The sequence below is a fragment of the Streptomyces sp. NPDC005402 genome, assembly GCF_040606575.1.
In the GTDB taxonomy this organism is placed as follows: Bacteria; Actinomycetota; Actinomycetes; order Streptomycetales; family Streptomycetaceae; genus Streptomyces.
On record NZ_JBEXFB010000020.1, the window covers coordinates 39,787 to 58,659 of the forward strand.

General features: G+C 71.4%; 18 protein-coding genes. 8 read left to right on the forward strand and 10 right to left on the reverse strand.

All coding sequences use genetic code 11. From position 1 onward, the window contains the following. Nucleotides 1–27 precede the first annotated feature (27 nt). From ribA to ABZT02_RS32390, 5 genes are read left to right on the forward strand one after another with little or no spacing between them, the layout of a single operon-like run. A complete protein-coding gene (ribA, locus tag ABZT02_RS32370) occupies nucleotides 28–687 on the forward strand; it encodes a GTP cyclohydrolase II (RefSeq protein WP_356023812.1) in 660 nt (219 codons plus the stop codon). A 45-nt stretch (nucleotides 688–732) separates the two neighbouring features. Beyond that, on the forward strand, nucleotides 733–1,296 hold the full coding sequence (locus tag ABZT02_RS32375) for a hypothetical protein (RefSeq protein ID WP_356023815.1): 564 nt from the start codon (nucleotides 733–735) through the stop codon (nucleotides 1,294–1,296). Then, a complete protein-coding gene (locus ABZT02_RS32380; protein WP_356023817.1) occupies nucleotides 1,293–2,441 on the forward strand; it encodes an FAD-binding oxidoreductase in 1,149 nt (382 codons plus the stop codon). Before ABZT02_RS32375 ends, ABZT02_RS32380 begins: the two co-directional genes overlap by 4 nt. Continuing rightward, on the forward strand, nucleotides 2,438–3,502 hold the full coding sequence (locus ABZT02_RS32385; protein WP_356023819.1) for a saccharopine dehydrogenase: 1,065 nt from the start codon (nucleotides 2,438–2,440) through the stop codon (nucleotides 3,500–3,502). Before ABZT02_RS32380 ends, ABZT02_RS32385 begins: the two co-directional genes overlap by 4 nt. Continuing rightward, nucleotides 3,495–4,649 carry a saccharopine dehydrogenase family protein gene (locus tag ABZT02_RS32390; protein WP_356023821.1) on the forward strand — a complete coding sequence of 385 codons (1,155 nt, stop codon included), beginning with the start codon at nucleotides 3,495–3,497 and terminating at the stop codon, nucleotides 4,647–4,649. The genes ABZT02_RS32385 and ABZT02_RS32390 overlap by 8 nt, the downstream gene beginning before the upstream one ends. 3 nt (nucleotides 4,650–4,652) lie before the next feature. Here ABZT02_RS32390 and ABZT02_RS32395 read toward each other — a convergent pair whose 3' ends face one another. Then, nucleotides 4,653–5,879 carry a serine hydrolase domain-containing protein gene (locus ABZT02_RS32395; protein WP_356023823.1) on the reverse strand — a complete coding sequence of 409 codons (1,227 nt, stop codon included), beginning with the start codon at nucleotides 5,877–5,879 and terminating at the stop codon, nucleotides 4,653–4,655. 158 nt (nucleotides 5,880–6,037) lie between these two features. Here ABZT02_RS32395 and ABZT02_RS32400 point away from each other — a divergent pair, with 158 nt between their 5' ends. Further along, nucleotides 6,038–6,487, forward strand: a complete 450-nt coding sequence (locus ABZT02_RS32400; RefSeq protein WP_356023825.1) for a PPOX class F420-dependent oxidoreductase — start codon at nucleotides 6,038–6,040, stop codon at nucleotides 6,485–6,487. Nucleotides 6,488–6,968: 481 nt separating this feature from the next. Beyond that, a complete protein-coding gene (locus ABZT02_RS32405) occupies nucleotides 6,969–7,379 on the forward strand; it encodes a VOC family protein (protein WP_356023827.1) in 411 nt (136 codons plus the stop codon). A gap of 21 nt (nucleotides 7,380–7,400) precedes the next feature. Here the strand turns inward: ABZT02_RS32405 and ABZT02_RS32410 are convergent, their stop codons facing one another. Together ABZT02_RS32410 and ABZT02_RS32415 are read right to left on the reverse strand one after the other, a co-directional pair. Next, complete coding sequence (locus ABZT02_RS32410; RefSeq protein WP_356023829.1) at nucleotides 7,401–8,741, reverse strand: MFS transporter; 1,341 nt, start codon at nucleotides 8,739–8,741, stop codon at nucleotides 7,401–7,403. Nucleotides 8,742–8,863: 122 nt separating this feature from the next. After that, nucleotides 8,864–9,529 carry a TetR/AcrR family transcriptional regulator gene (locus ABZT02_RS32415; protein ID WP_356023831.1) on the reverse strand — a complete coding sequence of 222 codons (666 nt, stop codon included), beginning with the start codon at nucleotides 9,527–9,529 and terminating at the stop codon, nucleotides 8,864–8,866. A gap of 130 nt (nucleotides 9,530–9,659) precedes the next feature. On the opposite strand from ABZT02_RS32415, the gene ABZT02_RS32420 reads away from it, so the two are divergent. Next, on the forward strand, nucleotides 9,660–10,535 hold the full coding sequence (locus tag ABZT02_RS32420) for a shikimate dehydrogenase (RefSeq protein ID WP_356023833.1): 876 nt from the start codon (nucleotides 9,660–9,662) through the stop codon (nucleotides 10,533–10,535). A gap of 18 nt (nucleotides 10,536–10,553) precedes the next feature. Here the strand turns inward: ABZT02_RS32420 and ABZT02_RS32425 are convergent, their stop codons facing one another. The 7 genes from ABZT02_RS32425 to tal all read right to left on the reverse strand — a co-directional run bounded on the left by ABZT02_RS32425 (nucleotide 10,554) and on the right by tal (nucleotide 18,855). Then, a complete protein-coding gene (locus ABZT02_RS32425; protein ID WP_356023835.1) occupies nucleotides 10,554–12,017 on the reverse strand; it encodes a membrane-associated oxidoreductase in 1,464 nt (487 codons plus the stop codon). A 99-nt stretch (nucleotides 12,018–12,116) separates the two neighbouring features. Next, a complete protein-coding gene (locus ABZT02_RS32430) occupies nucleotides 12,117–12,704 on the reverse strand; it encodes a histidine phosphatase family protein (protein WP_356023837.1) in 588 nt (195 codons plus the stop codon). A gap of 7 nt (nucleotides 12,705–12,711) precedes the next feature. Then, nucleotides 12,712–13,599, reverse strand: coding sequence for a phosphogluconate dehydrogenase (NAD(+)-dependent, decarboxylating) (gene gnd / locus ABZT02_RS32435; RefSeq protein WP_356023839.1), 888 nt, complete (start codon nucleotides 13,597–13,599; stop codon nucleotides 12,712–12,714). 1 nt (nucleotide 13,600) lies between these two features. After that, nucleotides 13,601–15,253, reverse strand: a complete 1,653-nt coding sequence (pgi, locus tag ABZT02_RS32440; RefSeq protein WP_356023841.1) for a glucose-6-phosphate isomerase — start codon at nucleotides 15,251–15,253, stop codon at nucleotides 13,601–13,603. Beyond that, a complete protein-coding gene (opcA, locus tag ABZT02_RS32445) occupies nucleotides 15,246–16,181 on the reverse strand; it encodes a glucose-6-phosphate dehydrogenase assembly protein OpcA (RefSeq protein WP_356023843.1) in 936 nt (311 codons plus the stop codon). The genes pgi and opcA overlap by 8 nt, the downstream gene beginning before the upstream one ends. After that, nucleotides 16,178–17,713, reverse strand: coding sequence for a glucose-6-phosphate dehydrogenase (zwf, locus tag ABZT02_RS32450; RefSeq protein ID WP_356023845.1), 1,536 nt, complete (start codon nucleotides 17,711–17,713; stop codon nucleotides 16,178–16,180). Before zwf ends, opcA begins: the two co-directional genes overlap by 4 nt. Further along, nucleotides 17,710–18,855: a transaldolase gene (gene tal, locus ABZT02_RS32455; RefSeq protein WP_356023847.1), complete on the reverse strand. Its 1,146-nt coding sequence runs from the start codon at nucleotides 18,853–18,855 to the stop codon at nucleotides 17,710–17,712. The genes zwf and tal overlap by 4 nt, the downstream gene beginning before the upstream one ends. Nucleotides 18,856–18,873: the final 18 nt, after the last annotated feature.

An 18,873-nucleotide genomic window follows, 5' to 3' on the forward strand; every position in this document is an offset into this window, starting at 1 on the left:
CTTTCGTCTCTGCTTAGGAAACAGATCATGACAGATAACGTTGGCGTCCTCGGCAAGAAGGCACCACAGCGCACCGGCGTGGAACGCGTGGTCAATGCCCCGCTGCCCACCGTGTACGGGAAATTCCAGGCGGTCGGCTACCTCGATCACGACCGCGGTGACGAACAAGTCGCCCTGGTCTACGGTGACATCGGTGCGAACGACGTCCTCGTGCGACTGCATTCCGAGTGCCTGACCGGTGACGCGTTCGGCTCCCAGCACTGCGAATGCGGCGACCAGCTCGATGCCGCGCTGCGGGCCGTCGTCAAGGAGGGCAGCGGCATCGTCGTCTACCTGCGGGGTCACGAGGGCCGGGGCATCGGGCTGCTCGCCAAGCTCCGCGCGATGGCGCTGCAGGCGGAGGGCCTCGACACCGTAGAGGCGAACCTCGCGCTCGGTCTGCCGGTGGACTCCCGGGACTACGGTGTCGCGGCCGGCATCTTCCACGACCTGGGCGTGAACTCGGTCCGTCTGATGTCCAACAACCCGCGCAAGCGGGAGGCGCTGCTGCGGCACGGCATCGAGGTCACCGAGACGGTGCCTCTGCTGATCACACCGTGCGAGAGCAACATCACCTATTTGCGCACCAAGCGGGAGCGGCTGGACCACGTCCTGCCCCATCTGGACGCGGTGGCCCACCTGTCCTGACCGTCGGGCGGATTCCGGGAGGGCGGATCCGGACAGGAAGAGGGAATGACCGACGACGTCCTCTTCCTCTCCGGACAGCAGGTCACGCGCCTGCCCGACGCGGACACGGCCATCGCCTCGCGGCGCGCCGGGGCCCGGGCGCGACCCGGCAGCGTCGACCCGGGCAACGCGACGGCCCGCATCGTGGTGTCGGTGACGGGCCACCTCACCGCACCCGACAGCACCCACCTGGCCGTCCCGGACCCGGGCAGCGGGGCCCCGGCCCGTGTACGGAGGATCGCCAGGGCCCGTACACCGAGCACCACACCGGTGTACGGGGACCGGCTCGCGCACGGCTGCACGGTGGTGAGCGGGGGGTCCTTCGAGCCTGCCCGCCGGGAGGCGGGCACCGACCAGGGGGCCCCGGCGGAGCACGCCGGGCCAGTTGCGGACGCGATCCGGGCGGGGCTGCCGAGCGATCTCGCCGGCCTGGGCGAGGTGCCGACCGGACGCACCGCGGCCCGGGCGGCCCGCGGGGACATCGTCCACCACGACGGCGTCGGTCCCGGCATCCAGGACGAGGTCCCGGCCTGGGCCAGGGTGCGGGCGGCGAAGGCGGTGTGCCCGTGAGTACGCGCACGGCCGAGGTCGTCGTCATCGGCGGTGGCGTCATGGGCACCAGCATCGCCCGCCACCTGGTGCGCGCGGGCGTGACGGACGTGGTGCTCGTCGAGCGTGACGAGCTCGCCTCCGGCTCCACCTCGAAGGCGGCGGGCGGGGTGCGGGCGCAGTTCTCCGACGAGCTCAACATCCGGCTCGGGGCGCGCAGCCTGGAGGCGTTCGGCCGCTTCGAGGAGGAGACCGGGCAGGACATCGGACTGCACCGGGTCGGCTACCTGTTCCTGCTGTCGACGCCGGAGGAGGTCAGCTCCTTCGAGGAGAGCGTGCGGCTCCAGAACTCCCTCGGCGTCCCGAGCCGCATGATCGACCCCGCCGAGGCACACGGGCTCTCCCCGCTCATCACCACCGACGGACTGCTCGCCGCCGCCTTCTCGCCCGAGGACGGCCACTGCACCCCCGAGTCCGTCGTGTACGGCTACGCGGCCGACGCCCGCCGCCACGGCGCGACCATCCTCCGGCACACCGAGGTCACCGGCATCGAACTGCGCGGCGACGACATCACGGCCGTCGTGACGACCAGGGGCCGGATCGCCACCAACACGGTCGTCTGCGCGGCCGGCGCCTGGTCGCGGGCCCTCGGCGCGATGGCCGGCGTGGACCTGCCGGTCGAGCCGCTGCGCCGCCAGATCGCGGTGACGGAGCCGGTCCAGGGACTGCCGCCGGACCTTCCCATGACCATCGACTTCACCAGCAGCTTCTACTTCCACCGCGAGGGCCCCGGCCTCCTCCTCGGCATGTCCGACCCCGACGAGACCCCCGGCTTCGACACCGCCGGCCACGACCGCTGGATCCCCCGTCTGGCCGAGGCCATGCACCACCGCGCCCCCGCCCTCCTCGACCTGCGCCGCACCGGCGGCTGGGCCGGCCTCTACGAGATCACCCCGGACCACAACGCCCTGATCGGCGAGGCCACTTCGGTCTCCCGCTTCCTGTACGCGACCGGCTTCTCCGGCCACGGATTCCTCCAGGGACCGGCCGTCGGCGAGGTCGTCCGCGACCTGTACCTCGGCCGCGTACCCTTCGTGGACATCAGCCCGCTCAGCGCCGGCCGGTTCGCGGCCGACGCCCCGCGCCCGGAGGCCAACCGCGTATGACCGAGCTCCATCTGTGGCTGCGCCACGAGGTCCGTTCCACCGAGCGGCGCACGCCCGTCGTGCCGTCCGACGCCCGGCGGCTCGTCGACAGCGGCGTGACGGTGACCGTCGAGGAGTCCCCGCAGCGGATCTTCCCGACCGAGCAGTACGAGGCGGTCGGCTGCGGTGTCGCGCCCGCGGGTTCGTGGGCCTCCCGGGCGCCGGAGGACGCCGTGGTCGTAGGTCTGAAGGAGCTCCCCGACGAGCCTCCCGCCCTGAAGCACCGGCACATCTTCTTCGGTCACGCCTACAAGGAGCAGCCGGGGGCCCCGGAACTGCTGCGCCGGTTCGCCGCCGGGGGAGGGGCCCTCCTCGACCTGGAGTACCTGGTCGACGACCACGGCCGCAGGCTCGCCGCGTTCGGGTACTGGGCCGGTTACCTGGGTGCGGCCCTGGCCGTGCTCCAGCACCGGGGCAGGCTCGTCGCGCCCCTCACGCCCACCTCGCAGGAGGAACTGGAGGAGGCGCTGCGGCCGGTCGCCGGGGACGAGGAGTTCACGGCGCTGGTGATCGGGGCGCTGGGCCGCAGCGGGCGGGGCGCCCGCGTCGCGCTCCGGGCCGCCGGGATCGAGCCGACCTGCTGGGACCTCGACGAGACCCGCGACCTGGATCGTCCGGCCCTGCTCGCGCACGACGTGCTGGTGAACTGTGTCCTCGCCACCACCCCGATCCCGCCCTTCGTCCGCGAGACGGACCTGGACGACCCGGCCCGCCGGCTGCGCACCCTCTCCGACGTCACCTGCGACGTCGGCTCGCCCCTGAACGTCCTGCCGGTCTACGACCGCACCACCGAGTGGGCCGAGCCGGTCCGACGGCTGCACAAGGAACCCCCGCTCGACCTGATCGCCATCGACAACCTGCCGTCCCTGCTCCCGGAGGAGTCCAGCCTCGGCTTCTCGGGGTCCCTGCTGCCCCTGCTGCTGGAGTTCGGGGTCGGCGGACCGTGGGGGCGCTGTCTGGACAAGTTCCACCAGGCGTGCCGCGAACTCGGCATCGAAGAAGGGGAGTTGCGCCGTGACTGACCTGGTTCCCGCGACCGGTACCGTCCACTGGATCGGTGCCGGGCTCTCCACCGGCAGCGGTCTGGCCGCACTGTGTGACAGGGCCGACCGTGTGATGCTGTGGCACCGCACCGAGGAGCGGGCGGAAGAGGCCCTCGAAGCGCTGGGGCTCAACGGACGGGCCGCGCCCCGCGCCTGCACGCTGTCCGCGCTCGCGGCCGAACTGGCCCCCGGGGACGTCGTCGTGTCGATGCTGCCCGCTCCCGAGCACGCCGGGATCCTCGCCGTCTGTGTCCGCGAGAACGCCCACTTCGCCTGCTCCAGCTATGTGTCGGACGCCGTCCTCGAACAGGTCCCGCAGGCGCACAAGGCCGGGCTCGTCGTCCTCACCGAGGCCGGCCTCGACCCGGGCATCGACCACCTCTTCGCGCACAGCCTCGTCGCCAGGGCCCGCGAGGCGATCGGCGACGCGACACCGGCGTCGTACCGACTCACCTCCTACTGCGGCGGTGTCCCCGCCGTCCCGAACGACTTCAGGTACCGCTTCAGCTGGGCCCCCGCCGGCGTCCTGAACGCCCTGCGCTCGCCCGCCCGTTACATCGACCACGGCACCCCGACCACCGCCGACCGCCCCTGGGAGGTGACCCGGCGCCATGTCGTGGACGGCGAGACCTTCGAGGTCTATCCCAACCGCGACAGCCTCCCCTTCGTCGAGCAGTACGGGCTGCCGGCCGCCTGGACGCCGCGGACCTTCGTGCGCGGCACCCTGCGTCTGGACGGCTGGCTGCGCGCCTGGGAGCCGGTCTTCGAGGAGCTGAGGACCGGCGACGACACCCGGATCACGGCCCTGGCCCAGGAGTTGGCGGCCAGGTACCCGACGACGGACACCGATCGCGACCGGGTCGTCCTCGCCGTCTCCCTCGACGTGCGCGCGGAGGACGGCCGCACCTGGTCCGGCGGCTATCTGCTCGACCTGGTGGGTGACGAGGAGGACAGCGCGATGGCCCGCTGTGTCTCCCGGACCGTCGCCCTGGGCGTCGGCCACATCCTGGACGGCTCCCTGACCGCAGGGCTGTACCGCGCCGCCGAGACCGCCGCCCGCTCACAGCAGTGGCTGGGCGAACTCGCCCGGGACGGCGTGCACTTCACCCTGCGGGTCGATCAGTAGGCACTAGGCCACGACCGCCTCGTGGACCAGCCGCTTGAGGTCGGGGAAGAGCTTCAGCGTCCTCGGCCGGACCTGGGTGAAGAACTGGACGGTCAGATCGCGGCCCGGGTCGACCCAGAAGGTCGTGGACGCCGCCCCGCTCCAGCCGTAGGTACCGAGCGTCGACGGTGCCAGGGTGCGGGCGGGGTCGATCACCACGGAGACGCCGAGGCCGAAGCCGACGCCGTCGTTGCCGGGTTCGTCGTGGGCCGGTTTGGTGCCGAACGCGCGCAGGTCGGCACCGCCCGGCAGGTGGTTGGAGGTCATCAGGTCGACCGTCTCGGCGGACAGCAGGCGGGTGCCGTCCAGTTCGCCGCGGCGGCGCAGCAGTTCCGCGAAGCGGTGGACGTCGTACGCCGACGCCGCCATGCCGCCGCTGCCGGACAGCAGGCGGGGGCGGCCCCGCAGCGGCAGTCCGGGGACCGGCTCGATGGTGCCGTCGTCCTTCTCGCCGTACAACTCCGAGAGCCTGCCCGCCTGTTCGTCCCGCACCCAGAAGCCGGCGTCGGTCATCCCGAGCGGGTCGAAGACACGCTCGGCGAAGAAGGCGTCGAGGGTCTGGCCGGACGCGATCTCGATGACCCGGCCCAGGACGTTGGAGGCGACCGAGTAGTTCCACTGTGTGCCCGGCTCGAACTGGAGCGGCAGGCTCGCGTACACGGCGACCGTCTTGGCGAGGTCCGAGCCCGGCAGCACGGACGACTCCAGACCGGCCTCGCGGTAGAGGGCGTCGACCGGGTGGGAGTGGTAGAAGGCGAAGGTCAGGCCCGCGGTGTGGGTCATCAGATGACGGACCAGTATCGGACCGTCCGCCGGGCGGGTCGTGAGGCTCTCACCGGAACCCTCCACGTAGACCCGGGGCTCCGCGAACGCCGGCAGATACTCGGCGACCGGGTCGTCCAGCGACAGCCGGCCCTCCTCCACCAGTATCAGGGCGGCGACCGCGGTGACCGGCTTGGTCATCGAGTAGATCCGCCACAGGGTGTCGGCCTCGACCGGCAGGCCGGCCGCCAGGTCACGATGGCCGTGCGCGGTGAGGTGGGCGACCCGTCCGCCGCGGGCGACGGACACCAGGAAGCCGGGCATCCGGCCCTCGTCGACGTAGTGCGCGAAGTGCTGGTCGAGGCGGTCCAGCGCCTTCGCGTCCAGCCCCACCTCACCGGGGTCGACCTCTTGCCGCAGCTGTGCCATCGCTCTCCTCCGTCGCATCCGTCGAGGTGCGGATCGACATACCCGGCCCGGACCACCTCAGACATCATCTTCGCTCAGGAAACCGCGACGAGCTGCGGGTGGGCCGGGATTCGGCGGTCGTGGGAATGCCGAACGCGGCCGGGCCCGTTGACGGTGGTATGACTCAGGACGCGACGCAGGACGCACTGCTCTGGCTGCTCTCCGAGAGCCACGGCGGGGTGCTGGTCACCCTCAAGCGCGACGGCCGGCCGCAGCTGTCGAACGTCAGCCACGCCTACTACCCCGACGAGCGGATCATCCGGGTCTCCCTCACCGACGACCGCGCCAAGACCCGCAACCTGCGCCGGGATCCCCGTGCCTCGTACCACGTGACGACGTCGGACCGGTGGGCGTACACGGTCGCCGAGGGCACGGCCGATCTGACCCCGGTGGCGGAGGACCCGCACGACGACACGGTCGACGAACTCGTCCGCCTGTACCGGGACGTCCAGGGCGAACATCCCGACTGGGACGACTACCGGGCGGCGATGGTCCGGGACCGGCGGCTGGTGCTGCGGTTGCGGGTGGAGCGGGCGTACGGGATTCCGGCCGGGACGAACCGCGGCTGACCGACGCGGGGGCGCCCCTGGCCGACCGATCGAGTGCCGGACACCGGCCGGGACACGCGTGCCGGCCCCCGCGCGTCTCGGCCGCTGCGAGGAGTGACCAGTGCGATCCGTGGGGACGCGCCCGGCGCAATCCCGCCGAGCGGGCGGCGGCCGGCCCCGGGCGGATCGACCGGGTACGAGGGCACTGCGCGCACCGGGCGGGCAGGGCGTGCCGACCCCCGTCCGCCCCGGCCGGCGCGCGCAGTACCGGCGCACTCCACGGGAACGCCGGCCGCGCCGAACCGCCCCAGCGGCATCCCGCCGGCCGGCCGTGGCCGCGTTTCCGCGTTCCGGTGCGCGACGAACGCGGCCGACGGCGCCGCACCCGCCCGTCGGTCACCGCGGTGCACCGGTCCTACGACCGGGGGCGCAGGGCGGACGGCCGATGTGCCGGGCCCGGCGGCTGCCTACGCTGACCGGCACACCGAGGGAAGAGGTCACCATGCCGGTCGACGGCCGCAGCCACATCCGTATCGCCCGCCCCTCCCGGGACCTGGCCGCGGCCGAACGGTTCTGGGTCGAGGGGCTCGGCCTCGGTGTCGTGTGGCGTGCCGAGGGCGGCCCCGAACCCGGCGAGCACGACCTCCTGATGCTGGGATGGCCGGACGCCGGGTGGCACCTGGAGCTGGTCCACGAGCAGGGCCACCCCGTCGAGCCCCGCCCCACCGAGGAGGACCTGTTGGTGATCTACGTCGACGGTCCGGTGCCGGAGGACCTCGTCGCCCGCCTGGAGGCGCACGGCGGCAGACAGGTGCGGTCGCCCAACCCGTACTGGAACCAGTGGGGTGTCACCGTGGAGGACCCGGACGGCTACCGGCTGGTGCTGTGCAGGAGGGGCTGGGCGAACGGGTAGGGGCAACGGGCGGGCCCGGGGTCAGGCGGTCACCTTCTCCGGGCGGGACGCCTCCCGGGGTGTACGTGAGCCGAGGTCCTCCGTGGGGACCTTGTGGGTCTCGCGCGCGGTCACGGCGGCGATCAGCGGTGGGACGCACAGGGCCGCGGTGAACAGGGCCACCGAGGACCAGTCGGTGCCGTCGGGGCCCGCGATCTGTGCCGCGAAGGTCACCGCGAAACCGGCCACCGCGAAACCGATCTGCGTGCCGATCGCCATGCCCGACAGCCGGACCCGGGTCGAGAACATCTCGCCGTAGAAGGACGGCCAGACCCCGTTGGCGGCGCTGTAGACGACACCGAAGGCGACGATGCCGAGCAGCAGGGTCAGCGGGTAGTTGCCCGTGGAGATCGCCCAGAGGTACAGGAACATCGTCACCGCGCTGCCCGCCGCGCCGATCAGGAAGACCGGACGTCGGCCGATGCGGTCCGACAGCGTGGCCCACAGGGGGATCGCGGCGAGTGCGACGAGGTTGGCCAGTGCGCCCACCCACAGCATCGAGGAACGGCTCATCCCGACCGCGTCACTCGTCGCGTACGCCAGCGCCCACACCGTGAAGATCGTGGAGACCGAGGCGATCAACGCGCCCCCGATCACCCGCAGTACGTCCGCCCAGTGCTCCCGCAGCAGCACCGCGAGCGGCATCCTCGGGACGCCCTCGGAGGCGGCCTGCTGCTCGAACGCCGGTGTCTCGTCCAGCTTGCGGCGGATCACGAACCCGACCACGGCGACCGCCACGCTCAGCCAGAAGGGCACCCGCCAGCCCCAGGACAGCAGTTGGTCCTCGGGCAGCGCGGCGACCGGCAGGAAGACCAGGGTGGCGAGCAGTTGGCCGCCCTGGGTGCCGCTGAGCGTGAAGCTGGTGAAGAAGCCCCGCCGGTGTGCCGGCGCGTGTTCCAGGCTCATGGAGTTGGCGCTGGCCTGCTCGCCGGCCGCCGAGATGCCCTGCAGGACCCGGCACAGCACCAGCAGGACCGGGGCGAGGGTGCCGACCTGGTGGCGGGTGGGCAGACAGCCGATGAGGAAGGTCGACAGGCCCATCAGGATCAGCGTGAAGACCATGATCTTCTTGCGGCCGACCCGGTCGCCGAAATGGCCGAGGAAGAGCGCGCCGACGGGCCGGGCCGCGTAGGCGACGCCGAACGTGGCCAGCGACAGCAGGGTCGCGGTGGCCGGGTCGGACTCGTCGAAGAACACCTTCGGGAAGATCAGGGCTGCGGCGCTGCCGTAGATGAAGAAGTCGTAGTACTCCAGGGCGCTGCCGATCCAGGCGGCGGTCGCCGCCTTTTTCGGTTGCCCGACGGCTTCGGCGGGGACGGACACGGGTGCTCCTTCGGGGGACTCCGGGAGCTATCCAGGTAATTAACCCACTGGATAGTTAGTAGCGGTTGCCGAGGATGGTGCGCCCGCGCATCCCGGGTGTCAAGGGGTCGCGGCGTGCCGGGTCAGTCCGCCGCGCGGTCCGCCGTCAGGTAGGCGATCACCATGTCGCCGAGCATGGCCCGGTAGTGCGCGCGCTGCTCCGGGGCGACCAGGTCCCGGCCGAAGAGCGCGCCGAAGGTGTGCCGGTTGGCCACCCGGAAGAAGCAGAACGAGCTGATCATCGCGTGCAGGTCCACCGCGTCCACGTCGGCCGTGAACAGGCCGGACTCCCGCCCCGAGGCGAGGATGCGGCCGATCACGTCGAGGGCGGGGGAGCCGATCCTGCCGAGCTTCTCGGAGGCGGCGATGTGCTCGGCCCCGTGGATGTTCTCGATGCTGACCAGGCGGATGAAGTCGGGGTGCTGCTCGTGGTGGTCGAAGGTCAGCTCCGCGAGGCGCCGGATCGCCGCGACCGGGTCCAGGTGCTCGACGTCCAGCTCCTGCTCGGCCTCGCGGATCACGGAGTACGCCCGCTCCAGGACGGCCGTGAACAGCTGCTCCTTGCCGCCGAAGTAGTAGTAGATCATCCGCTTGGTGGTGCGGGTGCGGGCGGCGATCTCGTCCACGCGGGCGCCGTCGTAGCCGGCCCGCGCGAACTCCTGGGTCGCCACGTCGAGGATCTCGGCCTGGGTGCGGGCGGCGTCGCGGATCCGCCCGCCTGGTCGTGCCGGTTCGTCGACGCTGGTCATCGGGTTCCTTCGGGAGAGCGGCCGGTGCCGCAGATTCTAGAAGGCGCCGCCCGGCTCTTCCGCGGCGACCGTCCGGCTGATATAGCTAACGTACTGGTTCGTACATTACCGTTCTGCTCGGGAGGTCCGCGTGGCCAAGGACTCGTTTCTCGTCGGACTGATCGGCGCCGGTATCGGCCCCTCGCTGAGCCCGGCGCTGCACGAGCGGGAGGCGGACCGGCAGGGCCTGCGCTATGTGTACCGGCTCATCGACATCGACGTGCTCGGCGTGCGCCCCGAGGCGGTCGGGGAGCTGCTGCGGGCCGCCCGTGACCTGGGCTTCGACGGGCTGAACATCACCCACCCCTGCAAGCAGCAGGTCATCGGGCATCTGGACGCGCTCGCCCCGCAGGCCGAGGCGCTCGGCGCGGTCAACACCGTCGTCTTCGAGGACGGCCGCGCCATCGGCCACAACACCGACGTCACCGGCTTCGCCGCGTCCTTCGCGCGCGGGCTGCCCGACGTACCCCTGGAACGGGTCGTACAGCTGGGCGCGGGCGGTGCGGGCGCGGCCGTCGCACACGCCACGCTCACCCTGGGCGCCGGACGGGTCACCGTCGTCGACGCGCTCGCCGACCGGGCGGCCGACCTCGCCGCCTCCCTGAACCGGCACTTCGGCGAGGGCCGGGCGGCCGCGGCCACCCCGGACCGACTGCCGCAGCTGCTCGCCGACGCCGACGGCCTGGTGCACGCCACCCCCACCGGCATGGCCGCCCACCCCGGCCTGCCCCTCCCGGCCGACCTGCTCCGCCCCGAGCTGTGGGTCGCCGAGGTGGTCTACCGCCCGCTGGAGACGGAGCTGCTGCGGACCGCCCGCGCGCTCGGCTGCGCCACTCTCGACGGCGCGGGGATGGCCGTCTTCCAGGCCGTGGACGCGTTCCGGCTGTTCACCGGGCGCGAGCCGGACGCGGCGAGGATGCTCGCGGACATCGCGGAACTGGCGGGCGTGGTCGGCGCCCCCAAGTAACCCCGCTCCACAACAGGTTCACTGCCGGTTGACGGTCCGGGTGACGCCCGCGAAGACCGTCGTCGCCAGGATCCAGCCCGCGATGACCAGGGCGTACGACAGCGACTGGTACCAGCCCCGCGGGGCGAAGGCCCCCTCCTGGCCGAAGGAGATCACCGGCAGCAGGAGGTCGAGGGTGTAGAACAGCGCGTTGAAGTGCGGGGCCTCGTCCGCCTTGAGCGGCGGCGGGTGGTGCAGGCCGTAGGCGACCGTGCCGACGGCGAGCAGGGAGAGCAGCCAGACGCAGGCCCGCAGGGGGTGGAAGCCATAGCCGACGGTGGCGTCCTGGACGTGGCCCCACAGTCGCCCGTACCAGGCGAGCGTGGCGCGGTGGCGGCGCTGCTTGGCGAGCTGGACCAGCCGGGCGGCGCGGTCGTCGCCGATGCGGCGGTAGGCGGCGGTCAACTGCTCGTAGGCGTGCGGGACATAGCCCTCGCGGTCGCGCTCCAGCATGGGCAGGCGGCGCTCGGCGGGCTCCTGCGGGGTGAGCGAGGTGTAGACGAGCTTGTTGAACTGGACCTCTTCGGGCACCACTTCGGGTTCCAGGAACAGGTCGTCGATCTGGGCGCGGCGCAGGCTGAGGGTGCCCTGAACGGGTGGCCCCTTGCGCAGCCAGAGCTCCCCGATGGTGGAACTGTTCGCCCTGAGCGCCGCGTCGCCCGGGTTCGACAGATGCGCGTACGAGAAGTCGAGCCGGCCGGCGATCCGGGCGCCCCGCAGGCCGATCCAGCCGAAGGTGTGCCCCCGGCGCAGATGGAAGTCACCCTCCACGACGAGGGTCTGCGCGTCGAGGACGATGTCGCCGGGGTGACTAAGCCGGGCGTCGTTGAGGTTGACGGAACCGGCGACGGTGGCGCCGTTGAGACGGACCTCGCCGTGGGCGCGCAGGCCCGGCGCCCACAGGTCGTCACCGATGCTCATGTGGTTGAGCTGGAGGGCGGGTTCCCCGGCCTGGTCCGCGACGATCTCGGCGCGGTCCATGAACAGCGCCCCGGCGATCTGCGCCCCGCCGAGCCGCACCGGGCCGTTCACCCGGCAGTCCGTCATCCGCAGCACGGCGTCCACGCGCATCGTGGCGGCGGTCAGCCCGGGCAGCACGGAGTTGCTGAGGTTCAACTGACGCAGCCGGCAGCCGTACAGCAGCGGTACGTCGTCGAAGTGGCAATGGCTGAGGCGCACGGCGTGGTCGACCGTCCCGTACTGCAGCCCGAGCACACCGGTGATCCGGGCGCCCGCCAGCTTGAGGGCGGGTATCTCCCCGTCCTCCTGCGGTCCGTTGAGCATCAGCGCCCGCACCACGGAGGCCCGCACGGTACGTTCGGCACCCCACTCGGCGCCGCCCGACACCTCCTCGTCGTCCGCCGCGCGGAAGTCCACGGCCTCGCCCTTCGGGAAGGCGCGCCACACCCGCAGTTCGGCCGGGGTCAGGCTGTTGATCTCCATCAGGCGTGACTCTCCAACGCACACGTCACGGTGTCAACAGGCCCTGCGGACGACGACGGCCCGGGAGCATGTGCTCCCGGGCCGTACGCAACTGCCTTTCTAGACCCTGGTGTTCCACTCCGCGATCACCGGTCGGTCGTGTTCCGTCGACAGCCGGCTCACCGTGCCGGTCGCCAGCTGGAACAGCCGGCCGTCCGCCGGGGCCAGTCCCAGTCGGCGTGCCGTCAGGACCCGCAGGAAGTGGGCGTGGGCCACGAGGACCACGTCACCGTCGGGGAGGGCGGCGTCGACCCGGGCCAGGACCCGGTCGGCGCGGCGGCCGACCTCCTCGGGGGATTCACCGGGGTGGCCGTCCGGGCCGGGCGGGACCCCGTCGGTCCACAGGTCCCAGTCGGGGCGGGTGCGGTAGATGTCGACGGTGGTGACGCCCTCGTAGGCGCCGTAGTCCCACTCGTGGAGGTCGGGGTCGGTCAGGGCCCCGGTGATGCCCGCCAGTTCGGCGGTGCGTATCGCGCGGCCCAGTCGACTGGTCAGCGCGAGCGAGAAGGTCCGGGCCGAGAGGAGCGGAGCGAGTGACTTGGCCTGTTCCTCGCCGTGCTGGGTGAGGGGCAGGTCGGTCCAGCTGGTGTGCCGGCCCGACACGCTCCACTCCGTCTCGCCGTGGCGGACCAGAAGAAGATCCCCCACGGCGCGCCTACTTCTTCGCCTCGACGGCGTGGCCGCCGAACTGGTTGCGCAGCGCCGCGACCATCTTCATCTGCGGGGAGTCGTCCTGGCGGGACGCGAACCGCGCGAACAGCGAGGCGGTGATCGTGGGCAGCGGCACCGCGTTGTCGACGGCCGCCTCCACGGTCCAGCGGCCCTCGCCGGAGTCCTGCGCGTAGCCCTTGAGCTTGTCCAGGTGCTCGTCCTCGTCGAGGGCGTTGACCGCGAGGTCGAGCAGCCAGGAACGGATGACGGTCCCCTCCTGCCAGGAGCGGAACACCTCCCGCACGCTGTCCACCGACTCGATCTTCTCCAGCAGCTCCCAGCCCTCGGCGTACGCCTGCATCATGGCGTACTCGATGCCGTTGTGGACCATCTTGGAGAAGTGCCCGGCGCCGACCTTGCCCGCGTGGACATAGCCGTAGGGCCCCTCGGGCTTCAGCGCCTCGAAGATCGGCTGGAGCCGGTCCACGTGTTCCTTGTCGCCGCCGACCATCAGGGCGTAGCCGTTCTGCAGGCCCCACACGCCGCCGGAGACACCGGCGTCGACGAAGCCGATGCCCTTGGCGCCCAGCTCCTCTGCGTGCTTCTCGTCGTCCGTCCAGCGGGAGTTGCCGCCGTCGACCACGGTGTCACCGGGGGACAGGAGCTCGCCGAGCTCGTCCACGACGGACTGGGTGGCGGCGCCGGCCGGGACCATCACCCACACCGTGCGCGGCGCTTCGAGCTTGTCGACCAGTTCGGCGAGGCTCGCCACGTCGGACACTTCGGGGTTGCGGTCGTAGCCGACGACGGTGTGGCCGGCGCGGCGGATGCGCTCGCGCATGTTGCCGCCCATCTTGCCCAGGCCGATGAGGCCGAGCTGCGTCGCTGTCATGTCAGTGCACTTCCTTCAGTTCACGGTAGGCGGCCACGAGGGCGGTGGTGGAGGGGTCGAGGCCGGGGACGTCCGCGCCCTCGGTGAGGGCGGGCTCGACGCGCTTGGCGAGGACCTTGCCGAGCTCGACGCCCCACTGGTCGAAGGAGTCGATGTTCCAGACCGCGCCCTGGACGAACACCTTGTGCTCGTAGAGGGCGATCAGCTGGCCCAGGACCGAGGGGGTCAGCGCGCGGGCCAGGATGGTCGTGGTGGGGTGGTTGCCCTGGAAGGTGCGGTGCGCCACCTGCTCCTCGGCCACGCCCTCCGCGCGCACCTCCTCGGCGGTCTTGCCGAAGGCGAGCGCCTGCCCCTGTGCGAACAGGTTGGCCATCAACAGGTCGTGCTGGGCCTTGAGTTCGTCGCTCAGCTCGTCGACCGGACGGGCGAAGCCGATCAGGTCGGCCGGGATGAGCTTGGTGCCCTGGTGGATCAACTGGTAGTAGGCATGCTGCCCGTTGGTGCCGGGCGTGCCCCACACCACGGGGCCGGTCTGCCACTCCACGGGGTTGCCGTCGCGGTCCACCGACTTGCCGTTGGACTCCATGTCCAGCTGCTGGAGATAGGCGGTGAACTTGGAAAGGTAGTGGGAGTAGGGCAGCACCGCGTGCGACTGGGCGCCGTGGAAGTTGCCGTACCAGATGCCCAACAGGCCCAGGATCAGCGGGGCGTTGGCCTCGGCGGGCGCGTTCTGGAAGTGCTCGTCGACGATCCGGAAACCGTCGAGCATCTCCCGGAACCGGTCCGGGCCGATGGCGATCACCAGCGAGAGACCGATCGCCGAGTCGAAGGAGTAGCGGCCGCCGACCCAGTCCCAGAACTCGAACATGTTGTCCGGGTCGATACCGAAGTCCGTGACCTTCTCGGCGTTCGTCGACAGGGCCACGAAGTGCTTCGCGACGGCCTTGTCGTCGCCCAGCCCGTTCGGGCCCTGAAGCAGCCAGGTGCGGGCCGAGGTGGCGTTGGTGATCGTCTCGATCGTGGTGAAGGTCTTGGACGCGACGATGAACAGGGTCTCCGCCGGGTCCAGGTCGCGGACCGCCTCGTGCAGGTCGGCGCCGTCCACGTTGGACACGAACCGGAAGGTCAACTCCCGTGCCGTGAAGGCCCGCAGGGCCTCGTAGGCCATCGCGGGACCGAGGTCCGAGCCGCCGATGCCGATGTTGACGACGTTCTTGATGCGCTTGCCGGTGTGGCCGGTCCACTCGCCGGAGCGGACCCGGTTCGCGAAGTCGCTCATCTTGTCGAGCACGGCGTGCACGCGAGGCACGACGTTCTCGCCGTCGACCTCGACCACCGCGTTGGCGGGGGCGCGCAGCGCGGTGTGCAGCACCGCCCGGTCCTCGGTGAGGTTGATCCGCTCACCGCGGAACATGGCGTCGCGCAGCCCGAACACGTCGGTGGCGCCGGCCAGTTCCTGGAGCAGGGCCAGGGTCTCGTCGGTGATCAGGTGCTTGGAGTAGTCGATGCGCAGATCACCGACGCGCACCACGTACCGCTCCGCGCGCCCGGGGTCCGTCGCGAACAGCTCACGCAGATGCGCGTGCTGCTCGCCGCGGTGGTCCTCCAGGGCCGTCCACTCGGGGCGACGGGTCAGAAGAGGGGAGTCAGACATGAGCAGGCGTCTCCTTGGTGGCCTCGCCCCGCAGGGCGACGGCGTACATCTCGTCGGCGTCGAGGCGGCGGAGCTCCTCGGCGATGAGTTCGGAGGTGGTGCGGACCTTCAGCGCGAGGGTGCGGGAGGGCTGGCCCGGCAGGGACAGCGTGGCCAGCGGGCCCTCGGGGCGGTCGATGACGACCTCGCCGTTCGCGGTGCCCAGGCGCACGGCCGTGACGACCGGACCGTCGGTGACCACACGGTCGATCTTCACCTTCAGCCGCGCCTCCAGCCAGCGCGCGAGCAGTTCGGCGGCCGGGTTGTCGGCCTCGGCCTCCACGGCCCCGGAGATGATCTCCGCGCGGGCCTGGTCGAGGGCCGCCGCCAGCATCGAGCGCCACGGGGTCAGCCGGGTCCAGGCGAGGTCGGTGTCGCCCGGCGCGTAGGAGCGGACCCGGGCGGCGAGGACGTCGAGGGGGTTCTCCACGGCGTACAGGTCGGTGATCCGGCGCTGGGCCAGCGCGCCCAGCGGGTCCTTCGCCGGGTTCTCCGGCGCGTCCACCGGCCACCACACGACGACCGGGGCGTCCGGCAGCAGCAGCGGCAGCACCACGGAGTCGGCGTGGTCGGAGACCTCGCCGTAGGTCCGCAGGATGACCGTCTCGCCGGTGCCGGCGTCGGCGCCCACCCGGACCTCCGCGTCCAGCTTGGACGCCATCCGGTCGCGGGCGGTGCGGGCGTGCCGCTTGATGACGACCAGGGTGCGCGAGGGGTGCTCGTGCGAGGCCTCCTCGGCCGCCTTGATCGCGTCGTAGGCGTTCTCCTCGTCCGTGACGATCACCATCGTCAGGACCATGCCCACAGCGGGGGTTCCGATGGCGCGGCGACCCTGCACCAGCGCCTTGTTGATCTTGCTTGCCGTGGTGTCGGTCAGGTCGATCTTCATGGCCTGCGCCAGCTCCGTCCGTCTCGTGCGAGCATCTCGTCGGCTTCCTCGGGTCCCCAGGTACCCGACGCGTACTGCGCCGGACGACCGTGGTTCGCCCAGTACTCCTCGATCGGGTCGAGGATCTTCCAGGACTCTTCCACTTCCTGGTGACGGGGGAACAGGTTGGCGTCCCCGAGGAGGACGTCCAGGATGAGCCGCTCGTACGCCTCCGGGCTGGACTCCGTGAACGACTCGCCGTAGGCGAAGTCCATCGTCACGTCCCGGATCTCCATGGAGGTGCCCGGCACCTTCGACCCGAACCGGACCGTCATGCCCTCGTCCGGCTGGACCCGGATGACGATGGCGTTGGAGCCGAGCTCCTCGGTGGCCGTGGAGTCGAAGGGCGAGTGCGGGGCCGTCTGGAAGACGACCGCGATCTCGGTGACCCGGCGGCCGAGCCGCTTGCCGGTGCGCAGGTAGAAGGGGACGCCCGCCCAGCGGCGGTTGTCGACGTTCAGCCGGATGGCCGCGTACGTGTCCGTGGTGGAGGCCTGGTCGATGCCGTCCTCCTCCAGATAGCCGAGCACCTTCTCGCCGCCCTGCCAGGCACCCGCGTACTGCCCGCGCACGGCGTGCGCACCGATGTCCTCCGGCAGCTTCACGGCCCTGAGGACCTTCAGCTTCTCGGTGAGCAGCGACTCGGCGTCGAAGGCGGCCGGCTCCTCCATGGCGGTGAGCGCCATGAGCTGGAGCAGGTGGTTCTGGATGACGTCACGGGCGGCGCCGATGCCGTCGTAGTAACCAGCGCGGCCGCCGATGCCGATGTCCTCGGCCATCGTGATCTGCACGTGGTCGACGTACGAGCGGTTCCAGATGGGCTCGTACATCTGGTTGGCGAAGCGCAGCGCCAGGATGTTCTGGACGGTCTCCTTGCCCAGGTAGTGGTCGATCCGGAAGACCTGGTCCGGCTCGAACACGTCGTGCACGAGCGCGTTGAGCTCGCGGGCGCTCTTCAGGTCGCGGCCGAACGGCTTCTCGATGACCGCCCGCCGCCACGATCCCTCGGGCGCGTTCGCCAGCCCGTGCTTCTTGAGCTGCTGGACGACCTTCGGGAAGAACTTCGGCGGCACGGAGAGGTAGAAGGCGTAGTTGCCGCTCGTGCCGCGCGCCTTGTCGAGGTCCTCGACGGTCTGGCGCAGCTGCTTGAACGCCGTGTCGTCGTCGAAGTCACCCGGGATGAACCGCATCCCCTCGGCGAGCTGCTGCCAGACCTCCTCACGGAACTCGGTCCGCGCGTGCTCGCGCACGGAGTCGTGGACGATCTGCGCGAAGTCCTCGTCCTCCCAGTCCCGGCGGGCGAACCCGACGAGCGAGAAGCCCGGCGGCAGCATGCCGCGGTTGGCGAGGTCGTAGACGGCCGGCATCAGCTTCTTGCGGGACAGGTCGCCGGTGACACCGAAGATGACGAGCCCGGACGGTCCCGCGATCCGGGGGAGACGCCGGTCGCGCTCGTCGCGCAGGGGGTTCTCCCAGTCGGCGGTGATGGTCATTCCGCGTCAACTCCCTTGCTGTTCAGCGACTTCGTGACGGCGTCCAGCAGTTCCTGCCAGGCCGCCTCGAACTTGGCCACGCCCTCGACCTCCAGCTGCCGCACGACCTCGTCGTACGAGATCCCCAGCGCCTCCACGGCGGCCAGGTCGGCGCGGGCCTGCGCGTAGCCGCCGGTCACCGTGTCACCGGTGATCTCGCCGTGGTCGGCGGTGGCGTTCAGCGTGGCCTCCGGCATGGTGTTGACCGTGCCGGGCGCGACCAGGTCGTCGACGTAGAGCGTGTCCTTGTAGGAGGGGTCCTTCACGCCGGTCGAGGCCCACAGCGGACGCTGCCTGTTGGCGCGGGCGCCGCCGAGGGAGTTCCAGCGCTCACCGCCGAAGACCTCCTCGTAGGCCTCGTAGGCGAGCCGCGCGTTGGCGAGCGCCGCCCTGCCCTTGAGCGCGAGGGCCCGGTCCGTGCCCAGGACGGTGAGCCGCTTGTCGATCTCGGAGTCGACGCGGGAGACGAAGAAGGAGGCGACCGAGTGGATGGCCGAAAGGTCGAGGCCCTTCTTGGCGGCCTTCTCCAGGCCGGCGAGGTAGGCGTCCATCACCTCGCGGTAGCGCTCCAGCGAGAAGATCAGCGTGACGTTGACGCTGATCCCGAGGCCGATGACCTCGGTGATCGCCGGGAGGCCCGCCTGGGTCGCCGGGATCTTGATCATGACGTTCGGGCGGTCCACCAGCCAGGCGAGCTGCTTGGCCTCGGCGATCGTCGCCCGCGTGTCGTCGGCGAGACGCGGGTCGACCTCGATGGAGACCCGGCCGTCCCGGCCGCCGGTGGCGTCGTACACCGGACGCAGCACGTCGGCGGCGGCGCGGACGTCGGCCGTGGTCATCATGCGTACGGCCTCGTCGACCGTCACGCCCCGGGTGGCGAGGTCGCCGAGCTGCTCCTCGTAGCCCGCTCCGGAGCCGATGGCGGCCTGGAAGATGGACGGGTTGGTGGTGACGCCGACGACGTGCTTCGTGGCGACGAGCTCGGCGAGGTTGCCCGACTCGATCCGCCCCCGCGACAGGTCGTCCAGCCAGATGGAGACGCCCTCGTCGGACAGGCGCTTGAGTGCTCCCGCGGTCGCGGTCGCTTCGGTCACAGTGATCATCTTCTTTCTGGCGGTCGG